This is a genomic window from Facilibium subflavum (assembly GCF_003574485.1).
GTDB classification, from domain to species: Bacteria; Pseudomonadota; Gammaproteobacteria; order Francisellales; family Francisellaceae; genus Facilibium; species Facilibium subflavum.
The window spans coordinates 1-14,038 of sequence record NZ_QLIT01000277.1; the positions used below are offsets into that span (position 1 = coordinate 1).

Annotated in this window: 16 protein-coding genes; 4 read left to right on the top strand and 12 right to left on the bottom strand. The window is 35.8% G+C overall.

Annotated elements, in window-relative coordinates:
- From DNK84_RS13255 to DNK84_RS13305, 11 genes are all read right to left on the bottom strand, one after another.
- Positions 1–421, bottom strand: a 421-nt coding sequence (locus DNK84_RS13255) for a type IVB secretion system protein IcmW (protein ID WP_456236420.1), incomplete at its 3' end; no start/stop codon positions are given.
- Entirely contained in the window at positions 421–1,233 is an 813-nt protein-coding gene (locus DNK84_RS13260; RefSeq protein WP_119344950.1) for a hypothetical protein, read from the bottom strand. The genes DNK84_RS13255 and DNK84_RS13260, both read right to left, overlap by 1 nt.
- Before the next feature lie 139 nt (positions 1,234–1,372).
- Positions 1,373–1,792 (bottom strand): type IVB secretion system protein IcmW, encoded by a 420-nt coding sequence (locus DNK84_RS13265; protein WP_119344951.1) that lies wholly within the window; start codon positions 1,790–1,792, stop codon positions 1,373–1,375.
- A gap of 12 nt (positions 1,793–1,804) precedes the next feature.
- Entirely contained in the window at positions 1,805–2,722 is a 918-nt protein-coding gene (locus DNK84_RS13270) for a hypothetical protein (RefSeq protein WP_119344952.1), read from the bottom strand.
- A 71-nt stretch (positions 2,723–2,793) separates the two neighbouring features.
- Positions 2,794–3,372 carry a hypothetical protein gene (locus DNK84_RS13275; protein ID WP_119344953.1) on the bottom strand — a complete coding sequence of 193 codons (579 nt, stop codon included), beginning with the start codon at positions 3,370–3,372 and terminating at the stop codon, positions 2,794–2,796.
- Between the two features lie 83 nt (positions 3,373–3,455).
- Positions 3,456–4,454, bottom strand: a complete 999-nt coding sequence (locus tag DNK84_RS13280) for a hypothetical protein (protein WP_119344954.1) — start codon at positions 4,452–4,454, stop codon at positions 3,456–3,458.
- Positions 4,455–4,494: 40 nt separating this feature from the next.
- Entirely contained in the window at positions 4,495–5,034 is a 540-nt protein-coding gene (locus DNK84_RS13285) for a hypothetical protein (RefSeq protein WP_119344955.1), read from the bottom strand.
- 24 nt (positions 5,035–5,058) lie between these two features.
- A complete protein-coding gene (locus tag DNK84_RS13290) occupies positions 5,059–7,920 on the bottom strand; it encodes a DotA/TraY family protein (RefSeq protein ID WP_119344956.1) in 2,862 nt (953 codons plus the stop codon).
- A 3-nt stretch (positions 7,921–7,923) separates the two neighbouring features.
- Complete coding sequence (locus DNK84_RS13295; RefSeq protein ID WP_119344957.1) at positions 7,924–8,349, bottom strand: hypothetical protein; 426 nt, start codon at positions 8,347–8,349, stop codon at positions 7,924–7,926.
- Between the two features lie 15 nt (positions 8,350–8,364).
- Entirely contained in the window at positions 8,365–8,991 is a 627-nt protein-coding gene (locus DNK84_RS13300) for a DotI/IcmL/TraM family protein (RefSeq protein WP_162902479.1), read from the bottom strand.
- Between the two features lie 410 nt (positions 8,992–9,401).
- Entirely contained in the window at positions 9,402–10,151 is a 750-nt protein-coding gene (locus DNK84_RS13305; RefSeq protein WP_162902480.1) for a hypothetical protein, read from the bottom strand.
- A 740-nt stretch (positions 10,152–10,891) separates the two neighbouring features.
- Between DNK84_RS13305 and DNK84_RS13315 the strand changes: the two genes are divergently transcribed.
- The 4 genes from DNK84_RS13315 (at position 10,892) to DNK84_RS13325 (ending at position 13,367) form a co-directional block, all read left to right on the top strand.
- Entirely contained in the window at positions 10,892–11,827 is a 936-nt protein-coding gene (locus DNK84_RS13315) for a helix-turn-helix transcriptional regulator (RefSeq protein ID WP_119344961.1), read from the top strand.
- Positions 11,824–12,024, top strand: a complete 201-nt coding sequence (locus DNK84_RS14720; RefSeq protein ID WP_208123342.1) for a hypothetical protein — start codon at positions 11,824–11,826, stop codon at positions 12,022–12,024. The genes DNK84_RS13315 and DNK84_RS14720 overlap by 4 nt, the downstream gene beginning before the upstream one ends.
- The gene (locus DNK84_RS15125) at positions 11,933–12,148 is read left to right on the top strand and encodes a peptide deformylase (RefSeq protein WP_208123341.1); all 216 of its coding nucleotides are present in this window, start codon (positions 11,933–11,935) and stop codon (positions 12,146–12,148) included. The genes DNK84_RS14720 and DNK84_RS15125 overlap by 92 nt, the downstream gene beginning before the upstream one ends.
- Positions 12,149–12,506: 358 nt before the next feature.
- Complete coding sequence (locus DNK84_RS13325; protein WP_119344962.1) at positions 12,507–13,367, top strand: helix-turn-helix transcriptional regulator; 861 nt, start codon at positions 12,507–12,509, stop codon at positions 13,365–13,367.
- On the opposite strand, the gene DNK84_RS13330 is transcribed toward DNK84_RS13325, so the two are convergent.
- Positions 13,353–14,038 (bottom strand): hypothetical protein (locus tag DNK84_RS13330; RefSeq protein WP_119344963.1); only part of this gene is annotated, 686 nt, incomplete at its 5' end. The two genes, DNK84_RS13325 and DNK84_RS13330, sit on opposite strands and share 15 nt — an antisense overlap.

Below are 14,038 nucleotides of genomic sequence, written 5' to 3' on the forward strand. Positions count from 1 at the left end.
TTTCTTCGTGTACAGTAAATTTTTGCAGATTATCGCAATTAATGTAGCGCACGAGTAATTGCGCCTTTTCAAGCTCAATATTTTTTGACTTAAACAGTTGTGAATCATCCGTATCATTCTCAAAAACATAAGATAACAATGACTCAGTAAATGTATAGTTTTCTTGTTGTGTGCTTTTTAAGATAAAATACATAACAGCTAAAGGCAGGTTATTGGCAAGCGTCAGATAAGCCTTGGCTTTTTCATCCGTATAAGTTGCCTTATGTATATGCGCTATAATCGTTGAAAGCTGCTGCTGTTGATTTTCATCAAGTTCACTAAAACAGGACTGATCAAATTTTTGGATATGAATCAACAGTGTTTTTAAAAAACTATCTGCATTATCCTGCCAGAACTGTTGAATCCGCTCATTTAATTTCATCACAGATTAAAGTCCCGTGTGTTATCTTTTTGCAGATCAGTTATGTTTTTCTGCTCATGTTTTCTTTGTTGTTGCTGATAGATACTATCATTAAGCTCAGGCTTATAGCATAAATTTATCACCCCATTTACATGAGGTTTTTCTAAATGCTGATCAAGCATTTTTTGCATCTCATTTAACAACATAGATGTTTTACAAATTAGTGTATACTTGCTTTTAGCACCATGATGCGTATAGCATGCTGCAAGCTTATTAATATTCTTGCAAACATGTGGAATGTGCGCCGCTGATTTTATATTTATCTGCTCTTGAATAACCAAATCTTTTTCATTGGCATTATCTTTATTTTGTTCGCTTACATCTTGTGTTTTCTGCTGCTTTGCCTGGTTTATTTTTTGTTTTACATAGGCATTAACCTCATCATCACTCATTTCATGATCACAGATAAATGCAGTCTCTGTGGATAGAGATGCTTCTTCATCCATTTTATGCTCGGCAAAGTTATTAAGCGCACTTTGCTCAGCTGGGCTCAAATGCGCAAATTTTTCCATAAACTGCTCAAATTGCAGTGACAATACTTCATAACGCTGATGAATTTGCTGAATTATCTTTTCATCCATCGCCAAAAGCTTTTCTTCATCTGTCATTTTTTTTTCAAGCATGTACGTATATAACGCTTGTTTGAGCGCATAAGCTTCTTTAAGCATATCATCAAGCTTTTGATGATAGCGTCGATCTAAATAGGCAAATACTTTGATCAATCGTAACTGTATGCGTAATCTCTCCAATTGCTTTTGTAAATCTAATCGCATTTTTCACCTCTTACTATTACTAACCATTAACAGCACTGATATTTATTGGGGTTTATATTAAATACCAGCACTGTCATGGACACGCCCCCAGCGGTTGTCTTTGTTGTATTTTCAAAGTTTCACAAGCAATCACAGCATACTATTGCAATTTATCCTCTAACGCATATAAGTTTTCAACATTTAAATAACGCACCAACAGTTGCGATTTTTCAACAAGCATGATTCTTGATTTAAAATCCTCTGCTGCCTTGGTTGGCTTTTCAAACACATAGCTTAATAATGCCTCAATAAATAAAGGGTTATGTTGTTTGGTTGTTTTAAATAAATAATACATTGCAATAAACGGTAAGCTATTCGCAAGCGCAATAAAAATATCAGCGACCTTGATGCTAAATTTTGCCTGATAGATTCTATCAATAATGCTTTGCAATTGTATTTGTTGGTGTTCATCCAGCTTAAAAGATAAAACATCATCTTGCTGCTTAAGATGAATTAACACCGCCTTTAAATAACTATCGGCATTATCACGCCAAAACTGCTTGATTTTTTGGTTTAGCATTTTAGTTATCTATCATATTTGGCTATTACAAATGGAATACTCTGACTTACTCCCCTCTTCAGAGCTCTTTTGTGATAAAGCGTCAAACTTTTCCTCAGCTTCTTTGCTGGATAGTTTATCCAAAGTAATTTTTTTTTCACTGAAACTTTTTACTCTTACAGAGCCGTCCATATTGACTTCATGGTTATTTTTATTAACAGAGTTATCATACTGTTGTCGCGTCTTTTCAAAGTATTCTTTAAGATTTTTAGGACTATTTTCTCCTATTTTTAAACCTGTAAGGTCTACACCTTTTTCATTGGCTTTTTGAAAGAAAGCCCCAACTTGATTTGGTGAGCCAAAATTCACTTCACCTTCGGGAGACTTACCTGCAGTCTTCACGATTAACTTAACAAAAGATTCTGCATTAAACTCGCCGGTCGATTGAATATTAAGTTTTTGTTTGTCACCAGCCTTGCTTGTTGTGATATTATATTTTGTTTTATCATTAGCATGATCCACAATATCAAACCCATGCTTTTCTTTTTTATCTTGAGTCTTTTTGTTATCGTCCTCTACACGAAAGCCATCAAACGTAGCAAACCAGGCTTTTAAATGTTTATCTTCAAGCGCTTTTTTAAACTTAAATTCAATCTCAGCTTCAGCATTATCCGTAGGAGTCTCTTTCTCAAAAACCGCAGCAAAGGTATTAAATTTCTTTACAATATCACTATCAGCTGTAAGCTCAGGCAGATCCTCACCTTCTTTAAACAGGCTGTCAATATTGATCCCTTTCTCACCCTCAAGTCTCGTGCTGTTTACATGGGAGATATAATCCTTAATAGTTAGCTTTTCAGCTATTTCAAACTGTAGTAAACCCTTTTTGTTATCTTTGTTAGCTCTATATTTGTTAAGCAGTTTATTTAATTCACTTAGTTTTGTCTGATCCATATTTAATTGCCTGTTATTTAAAGTACTTAATTTTTAGATTCACTAGAATCACCCAGCAAAGCGTCTATTACTTAATTATTAATACTCAATTCTCTGTTGTTATTTCCCGAATTATTCAATGCACTCTCAAGCTCAAAATTAGCGTTATTTTCCGCGCCATTTGGCCCTCTATTTTCTGCCCTATTGCTCTGATTATTTTCTGAATTACGATTTTGTTGATTATCAGGGTTGAACTCAGCCTGATTGTTTTGCTTTTCAAACATTTTTTTAAATGCATCAAGCTCATTTTCCGGGCCTTTTATTCCTCTTGCATAAAAGTATTCAGCTGCTAAATCAAGCAGTGCAAAGGCGATAGAGCTTTGCCCAATCTTACCTAACGCACCTTGTATTCTACCTAGTTGACGATCATTTGTATGAACTTGTGATCTTACCTCTCGTTGCAAGCCCTCATACATAGTCTTTGCCTTATCTGGGTCGTTTTGTGCTGTTTGATATAACTTTTCTAATTGATCACCCATAGCAACATTCTGCAATGTCATTTTATCAAGCTCTTTTTTTGTCTCAGGTTCAATTTTTCCAGTTGACTTTAACTGCTTAAATGCTTTTTCCATTGCTTCTTCATATTTTGCTCTTTTCCATGTCAAGGCCATAGTGATATCCTCAAATCTCTAAATAATTAATAATCTTTCTTAGCTAACGTTAATTTATTTTTGATAAATAAAAAATCGTAAAACTACGTGTTTTTTAATTTAGGACAATTTTTCCCGACACACATCACCCGAATTCTTGTCCCATCTTGCGTAAATTGCATTGCGATATCATCCCTTGTATTACCCTTCGTATCCTGGCAGTCTATTTTTTCTCCTGCATTTTTAATGCGCCAGATATATTTACATACAACTGCGCTTCTGTCCTCTGGTGCAAATGGAAACTTAAATTGGATAACATCGCCAGGTGTTACCATTGAACTGGTTAGATTATCCTGAAGCCCCACATCATAATACTTATATGCCTGTTCTCGTTGATATGGTTTACAGGCATCAATCACAGGATCATCTATTACTTTGCTTTGCAACTGAGGATTAATGGTGATATAGGGGTAACCGCCCAACTGATCAGGTACTGAACTAAAAGCAGTTTGAGAGCAACTCCTTTCACGCATATCCGCACAAGGCGCATTGCTGATAAATACAGCTGATGCTTCTTCATTTTTTCCAGGCTTTAATAAAACAGTTGCAGTTGTACCAGAAAATGTTAAATCCACCTGATCAATATTTTCATACCAATCAAATGCAAAATCGGATTTGCCAAAAACAAATTGACCACTTTTCTTCCTATCCTTTTGCTCACCATTCTCATCTCTGTATAGCAAGTCTGAAAAGGAATATTTAATGGTATTTTTAGAAAAGCGATCTACAGTTCCAGACTTCTCCAAGTCTTTAGAAAGGTAAAGATGTGTTATTTCAACTAAATCATATGCGCGCACATCTCTTGTTATTGCGTCTTCTGAAGCAATACCCAAAAGATCATCAATCCACATCCGCCTTCCTGTACAATTTAATATTTTTAATGTGACTTCTTTTAAGTCACCTGGTTGCTGAGATTGATTTTTATACTTTTTAATTCCAGGAGCAGAAGGTACTGCATAGAGTATATTCAGCATAACCAGGAGTAAATAAAAAGCTATTGCAAACCTATTAAATCCTATATATAAAAACTTCAATTGTTTCATTTATTTTATCCAATATTTTGATAATCCTCTAAAAATAAATTTAATGATCTATACGTATTGTGAAATACTGATCACTTTTATATTTACGCTCATTATAGTAGTCCTGTTCACTTTTACTTCCATAGCCCTTAATAGATACGCCTTTAAATATACGAACATACCTGGCAAAATTGTGCCAAGTTGAGTCCATACCTAAATAAAAATGATGTTGGGCGTTCTCACAAGCTTTTTCACCGTCATCTAGTGAATATGGATCTTGGGCTGAATCACAGAAATTCAGATTCATCTCGGCACTACTTAAACCACCACCATTTCTCGATGTTGATACTGTAAAATAAATAACACTGTTTGCTTTAGCTGTGACACTTGGTATAACCTTATTTTTAAAATTAACATCTGAACCTATCCCCCACCAATCTTCGATCCATGAGGGTCTATATTCCTTAAGATAGAAAGTAATGTCATGATCACTAAGGTTGTAAAGGCGAATATGAAAGTAAGAATATACCCTTTCGGAAAAACCCAAATTCGCTAATGACATCAAGATAATTATACTAAAAAACCTACTTACCGCTCTCATTTACCCTCCTGCTGACATTTAAAATTACACCATAACTTTCGCCGCAGTTTGTGCTGTTTCTGACACACCCTGCCCAATCGCTTTACCTGCAGCCATATCTCTTTCATATTCTGATTTTTTCTCAGACTCATATTTCTGCTGAAGCTCTTTATTATTCTGCTTTTGCGTCTCAATACCCTGGGTTGCTGCCTGAGAACCAGACTGCGCCATTTGTTGGGATTGCTGTGTTGCTGCTGTTTTCATCTCCTGGAAAACTTGCTCACCGGCACGATCGCCTGCTTGATGCCCAATCCACTGCATGACCTTATCTGGCACCAGATAAATCATCGAAAAGCACTTGTGAAATGCAATCCCAATAAAGGTTGCATATAAAAAGGTTAGAAGCAGCACAAATGAGCCCTTGGCGTAGGCGCTGCTATCTGGGATAAAGCTTGTCAACTGATCAGCGATTGCATGGAACCCAGAAGCTGAAAAATTAATCACAATATAGGTTAAGGTAATCCCGGCAATTAAGCCTAAAATCATTAATACTGGTCTGAATAACAACCCTATCATCATCTGAATACCTGATTGCGCCTTACCGAAGACTTTATGCCCTTCTGGATATACAATCCCCAAAGCCATAATGGGGGCTGCAACCATGGCCTCAATTGCTAATAAAAGCCAGGCCATTTTCCCGGCCCAAAACAATATAAATGGCGTCAGTGGAACAATTAACGCAAATGTTGCACCAATGCCAAAAATGGTTGTTAACACATAGAAGATTAATGGCAGCCACATAAGACTTGTTGAAAATTTTGCCATCTCAATCGCCGTGGTTGCCGAAGCCTTAGCAAACTCCATCGTTTTTTTGGCTTGAAGATAACCTGAAACAAAGGGAAAAAATGCCGCTAGTACTGCATCTCCTGTTGAGCTTGCCATGACATCATCTAATGAGCGCTGATAATCATCCGTGATCTTCTTAAACCCATTGGATGCATGGGCATAAATCGCCAGCATTTGCTCAATGGTGTTTTGCATCAAAGAGATACCTAATGACTGCACACGTTTTATCGTGCTAAAGCTTCCCATAATATGATCGTCCGTCTCTTTCTTACTGGCAAAGTCATAAATCTTATCCAATAAGCCTTTTGCCTGATCTTTTCGTGTATCTTGGCCTTTGCCTAAAACTTCTGAATAGATATCATCCAGCAATGCTTTTGCCGGGTCAGTGCCTACACTGTTTTCACCGCCTGCCGCTGCACTTTTTGATACAAAGAGATCAACCCCATTCTCATTAGCCTCATAAAGAAAATTGACCATACGCGCTGCAAGCTTACTTGGTGCCGTTTTATTACTGTCCTTGTGATCTAAAAGGCTTGTTAGATATAAATAAATCAAATTTAAATAACCTTTATACTCAGGTCTTAGCTGGTCGGTAATAAGCACATCAATAATGCGCTTATAGGGAACTGTATTATGAAATTCCTTTTCACCAATAAGATTCAAATATTGTTCTCTAACCGCCTTGATATTCACAATATTTAACGCCGATATGTCTGACTTAAAGCTTTTATTTGAAGCATTGGTATTACTCATTGGCACTTGAATGCGCATCGGATAAATATTGTCTTTATTAAATTTATTGAGCACATAAGCATTTAAATATTGAGAATTAAGCTCCACTGTCCCATCTGAGCTGATACTGTAGGATTTATCAAATTCTGCCAAGGTTGAATAGAGTTTCTTTAACCCTTGACTTAAACCGGCATCAAGATTTAAATAATTGCGATCTGCGTCCCACCAGCTATAATCCGTTTTTTGGGGATTATCTTGAGGAATATTTATAGGAATATTCGTTTGTTTTTGACAACCTTCACCGCCATCTTGCATTACAACACACATAATATCCTGAACGGTATTATTAAGACCTTTGCCATCTGCTTGCTTTAGATAATTGCCAATGGTCTCAGAAATTGCTTTTTGCACAGGATCCACCGCGCTTATCGCACTAGATGCACCCATTGAAAAATGATATATGCCGTTTAATGTTGTACTGCCAAAGCCAAGTTGGAAGAACTGCAGCTCGCCGTGGTCATCTAAAAACCCCGATGTATCCCTAAAAGCCACATCCGTTTGCGATAACAGGCTGGAAAAATAACCTTGTAAACCATTAATCATCGAAGGTGAAAATACCGTCTGCTGGCTTTGTTTTGCTTTTTCAAGGGACTTATTTAACTCACTGTTCACACTATCGTTAAAAGTTTTGAATTGCGTTGGATCGACATTACCATTAGAAAGCGCGATTGGCAGGCTGATATATTTACGTATAAGTTCAGGCTTTAGTGGATCCTCTTCAGCCTTTTCTGCTAATGTCTGATTGAATTCTTGCGCCACCATGTTGTGTAGATAATAAATAGATAATTTATCTTTTAGGTGTTGTTTTAACTCATCTGGCACAACAGGGGCCACTTGCCCTGAAATCGCTTTATCATAGGCCTTACTCCAGACAATATTGGCCATATTAACCCCAACAGACAAGGCAAGATAAATGATAAGCTGCGCAATACAGTAGCCTGATTTAGCAGGAACAACGGCCAAGGTTCCCAATACAACACGCAATGGCAGCCAATAAGCATCATAATCTTTGCCTAAAATTTTGCCATCTCTTGCGGTATTAATGGTTCCAACAACAACAATAAAGGCATAAAGTAAAAAAGCAAAGGTTAGTAATGTGGTATTAAAGGCATGAAACATCACTTGAAAGATGCTGGTTTCATGCGATACAGTTAGAAAATCACGGCAACTATCGACATTAAATAACGCATTAATTACCGTCATCCCACCGTCTTTTTGCCCTGTAGCAGCACTAGAGCAGCTACCAAACAACTCATTTATCAGCCCCATTGATTACTTCCTTTTTTTAAATGTATAAAGCCACTCATTGAGACTTAGACCTAACTTTTTTTGTTTAATCTGAATTGTCCAATAATGATTTTTAAATGTTTGTGCCAGCGTGACACAAATCACTGCAAAACACACAATACTGCTGGCATAGTCTGATTTTATAAAAAGCAAATAGAAAAAATAGATACAAAGAAGCACACTAATCACGGCAAAAAAACGATAAAGTCGGATGAAGTGCCGTAAGGCTAATGCAAGCTTTTTATCATCGACACCAATCCCAGGTAAATCTTCAAAGCTGTGCTGTTCATCTGCACGTTTTTTAACAAAGGTATTTTTTAATGTCTCTTTAATAAACTGGTGTTGCTGTTTAATCAAACCAACACCGATAGCTCGGGCAAGAAATTTTCGTGTTCGTGTAAACTTAAACATTACTTTCATCCATTATTATTGTGTCAGCGGGTTTTGAATAATCTGTGAGATACCAAAAAGCTTCCCTTGATTTTTCTCTGCCGCTACTCTTTGCAGGTTAACCGTTAATAACATAGCCCTGCTTTGACTTTTATTTTCTTTTTCAAAATGAATTTCAACAGGCACCTGTACACGCCAGGTATAAACACCTTGAATTGTCCCCTGACCTATAACAACAGGTGCCTGTTTTAGCACCAGTGATGAAACAAGCTTTTCTTTTTTAATCGTCTCGATGTATTTCATAAATGCCACAGAAAATTTTGACCAGCCTGATTCAGTAAACAAAGGCGCCATCATCTGAAGCTGTGTTTGATAGTTTACAAAATCTACCGCATAAATTTGTGGTAAGCGCTGATACAGCCAGCTAATGATTAACTGATTATCAACCACTGGCTGATCAGTTGGTCGTATCTGGACAAGCTCTCCTGATTGACTGACAGAAAAATAGTGATTGGTCGGTTTTACCAACACAACAATGAATAACAAAACAATTAAGATAATATTTGCAATTGCACTGATTAAAAACCCAAGTGCCGCACGCTGAAAATTACGGCGATAAAAATCATTTTTCTCAATAATACTACTTAAAACGTCTTTGCGCATTCTGCCCATCTTAAAGTATATTTACTTAACACAAGGACAGATTCTAATAAGAGTATCTTGCGAAAAATAGGTTAAAATTACGTGATTTTTGTTTTTATTTTGTGTTTGTGCTGGCGTTGGTAAAGAACAAGCCTTGCGTGGATTCCCGCCAAAGCTTTGCTTTTCAGGAATGATAGTAGTGACATTGCTTGCAAGCAGCCCAAACCGTTATTGGTCAGGAACAATGCTTACGTGGACAGCCGCCAGGCGGCTGTGACGAATGACGCTTGTCATTTTTACCTAATCTTTGTCAGCATCGCTTGGCGATGATCCACGTGATGGCCGTAAGTTACCTAAGGCGGTAATGGCCAACACGATAAGATGATCCAATTCATCAAAACCTTTGCAGTTGGATCGGTTGTTAACTTGTTTTATCCACTTAATGTTTTCCTATAAAACTCATCTTCTGTTATCGCACGAAGCCGCCTCCCTTCTAAGAGATAAAAGTACTCGTCACCCTTATAAAAATTATTTTGATTATCATCGACAATACTGCCTAGCAAAGAAGATCTATTAGAAGATTGATTTAAAATATTTTGTTTATCAACAACCCCCTGATCACAGATCTTATTAAAAACTTGACCTAATCGGCCTTGTTGTAATGCTTTGTTTTCAATCTCTTCCAACACATCAAACGCACCATTACATAGCCCTTTTAATATCTTCTTTGCTGCAGAAAGCTTCAACTTCTTAGAAAATCTGGAAAAACAAAAACCATTTCCTTCTTGCGATCTTGTATTGATATAGAAACCTAACTGTTCCTTACTCTCTTTGCGTTTAAGAACTTCAATGGCATTAACCTGTTTACATCCTTCTCTATCTGTGAAAAAGAATATGCTGCTTTTATTTCCTTGAGCAAGCACTTCCAAGATTGGATCAAATGAAGCAAAACCAAGTTGATAATTATTTGATTTTATTTCTATATTGTACTTATCCTCTTTATTTTTGATCAACTTTCCAGCAGATATTACACTTACATTGCTTGAATTATTTTCTAAGGTGCTAGCAATTGTTGTATGAGGCACATCTTGATCGGCAAAACCAACGTTACCATTTACTGTAACAACAAATGAATAATTTTTATCTGACTGTAAGTACTTTGGGTCTTCTATTAAAGCCACATTTCCCGAATATGATCTCTGCAAATTAAAACCAAATATCGAATCCTTTTTTGGGGAGTATTGCTTATAAAACCCTATATCATAATTAAACCAGGTCACTGTCGAAAACCTCCTTATCTTTAATAGATTATCTAAAAACAGTGAGTATATTAAATAACATGTATTAATAAGTATCGTAGAACTACTGAAAATCCGCTCTAAATAAACTGGCCCGGGAGATAAGGGTTAATATTTACTTATTATCAACACTTGACACAAAACAATATTGACTGTATTTTATGCTTCATGTTGATAATAATTAAACTATTGTTAAGATATAAGATGAACACAAGGCTTACGATAAGCAGGCCAACCATCACAATACTTTTGATATTGTATATTATCCTGCTTGCTCTACAGCCCTTGGGTAAAAACCTTATCAAGCTTAATACTCAAATTGAGCATACTTCTACTTATAATACATTAACGCAAAATAACCAAAATAGTTTTCCAGCCGACCCAAACCCCGATCAGATAAATACTCCTCATCACACGATGAAGCTGTTACGATATATAGTATTTTCAACAAGTTTATTATTTGCCGCATGTATTTTTGCTTATATTTTTACCGCATGTAAAAAAACTATTTCCATATATACCATTATCGATGAGTTTATATGGCATAATCAACATCCATATCATAGAATATCAGCTCGCGCACCACCATCTTCTTTCATTATTTAGCACTATTTTAAGCCTGTGTGGCATCAACCCTACTTTTGATTGCCGCACAACAAACACAAATAGTAATTAACAAAGAAGAGTATCAAAAGAAGATGAATTCTATTAAAAATATTTACCAATACGAGTGGAAAAGGCACGAACGCCAATTTACACGATTTGTTCAACAATTAAACCTGCCCATAAAAATTGAAGGTATAATGTATACCAAAGTCTCTCCAAACAACCAGGTGCTTGAAGTCCCACTACACTATACAGATCAGTTTTTAAATTACGCGAATCACCCACGTGCACAGAAATCTTTGTTTCACAACTTCCATAATATTATGCAAGCACCTCCTAGCATAGATCGCTACTTTATAGATTATGTATATAGTACTAACACAGAGCTCAACATGAAAACGTCATTTTCATCGATTGTCTGTCAAGATACATTAGTCCCCACACCGATTAAATTCCATTACCATCTGGATAACACGGTTTCTCATATTATTTTGGTCGTAAAAAAACGTTTTTATCCTGAGCTTAAGTGCTTTGAAAGCATCGTAGGATTGAAAGACGTGCATGACAGAGCACATCAATTTATACGTGAAACAGTTAACACCGAGTCATTTACTTACCAAAATAATGCGCCAGAAATAAGATTTCCCATACCACATCAACCTGGAAATAAGTTCAACCAGTTAAGCTTGGCTGAAAACCGCTGCTTTATGGCAATCTATCATGGACACTATGATACCAAGGCCATCGCCAATCTACTTTGCCGATCTGCAAGAACAGTTGAAGGACTTATCTCCTCAATGGTTGACAAACTGCAAGTAAATAACCGCTATGCGCTGTTTGTTGAAATATCAAAAGCGCATATGCATATGCAAAGGCTTGTTTTAGCCCGCATTAACAATAGACACGCGCCTGTTAAAAATTCAAACGAATCAAATGAGAATGCTATACTATGAATATTAAATCCTTACTGCTATTATTTTTAACACTCCCCGCAACCATAATTGCCAAAACGATGGGACTACCTATTATTGAAATTGAACTTTGCTATCAGGATGAAGATGGGAAATGGCATCAAAGCATTGAAAAGGGGTTTATTCGCGCGTATACAGCACGAAATCGATCATGTCAATGGCATTTTAATCACAGATAGACTAAAACCCAGCGATGTTCAAGGTAGTATTAACGAGATGATGGCGTTACGAAGGTCTGAATTTCTTAAAGAAAAACAAAAAATCCTGGATAAACTGCTGGAAAAGAAAAATACACCTCATTAGAAAGCTTGGAGTCTTACGCCTGTGCTATATTTTTGACTTTCATAAGATATCAAACTTTTTTGAATTTAGGAATTGGTAATTTCCCGGTATTTTTGAAAATAAAATATATTTAAAATTATCGCATTATTTGATAGATACTTGATCAATAAAACAAGAAATTATGGAAAAATCTCCTGATTACGGCCTATGGATTATTTGCTTGAATAAATGCTTTAAGATTAGATCAGGCACAACCTGATAGTCTCTGATCTAAAAGCAACAAGTAAGTAATAAAAATTGCACCAGAACCACTAATGGTTTTGTTATACAGTTAGGCAATAGCACTTTAATTCAACAGTATAGGTGAGAGATACTAAATATGAATTCATTAAGAAATATTTATCAATATGAGTGGAAAAAGCATGAACATCAATTTACACGCTTTATTCGGCAATTAAACTTACCAATGAAAGTTGAAGGAATTGTATTTACCAAGTTCTCTTCAGATAACCAGGTAATTGAAGTCCCACTTGGTTATACAGATCATTTTTTGGATTATGCAAATCACCCTGATGCAGAAAAGTCTCTATTTAATAACTTCCATAACGCCCTAAAAGTACCTCCCAAAATAGATCGGTATTTTATGGATCATATATATAGCATCAATAAAACACTAGGCATGAAGACATCGTTTTCCTCTATTGTCTGCCAGGATAATTTTTTGTCAACACCAGTCAAATTTCATTACCATACAGATAATACAATCAGTGATATTCTTCTACTTGTTAAAAAATCGTTTTATTGCGAGCTAAAATGTCTTGAAAATAATGGTGGTTTGAGCGATATACATAACAAAGCACATCAATTTATACTTGAAACAATTCAAACAGAGCCCTTTACTTGGCAAAATAAAGCACCAGAGATAGAGATCTCCAGCTCAAGCTATTACAAAATTGATAAATTTAGCCAGTTAAGCACCGCTGAAAACCGCTGCTTTTCTGCTATCTACCATGGGAACTACGAAACCAAGGTAATTGCCAAGCTACTTCATCGATCTACAAGAACGATTGAAGGACTTATCTCATCAATGATTGATAAATTACAGATGAAAAATCGTTATGAACTTTTTATTGAAATATCAAATGCGCACCAACATATGCAAAGGCTTATTCTCTTAAATACCGATAAGAATAGAAATGTAGTATCCAGTAACAACAAGGCCTTATTAAATCAAGGATAAATCCGTTTTTGAGCTGCTATAAGTCGTTTTATCAAAAAATAAACCATTCCATTTTTCTCTGTCTTTTACGACATTTTTCACATACACCATAGCCGTATTTTCAAACTGAATTGTTTCCTCTAAAAGCGCTTTTGCTAAGGATAGCAGCTCACTTGAGTCAGGTTTCAAATACCTCTTTCTAATATAATCATTATTTAATTCAGGATAAAAGTCACTCTCATGCTGATTAATGAAATCAAACAACGAATTTTTTAAACTATCTAAAAAATGCATATTATATTGAAACTTACACTTAGCATAACAACCTTTGATTATGTCTTGCAGTTTATCTGAACTATATTGACTGTTTTTCATGATTTTTTCTGTGAATTCACGACTTATAACCTCAACAAATGAATCTATACCATCAAACTTACTATACTCAGTACTTGAGCGACACTCTTGATGCTTGATTTTTTCAGATATGAGTGCCGTACCTAGAGATATATTTTCCCTATAAGCAACTACGCTAAATGAGGGGATTTTAAACTTGTTGTAGATTAAACTAAAAAGGTAATCATGACTATTTTTATTTGCCGCCTTACATGAGATTAGATTCAGATCAAGCACTTCAATCCCTTTTGCTTTAGAAAGAAATAAATCATTCAATATTGCTAGTACCTTTTCCATTT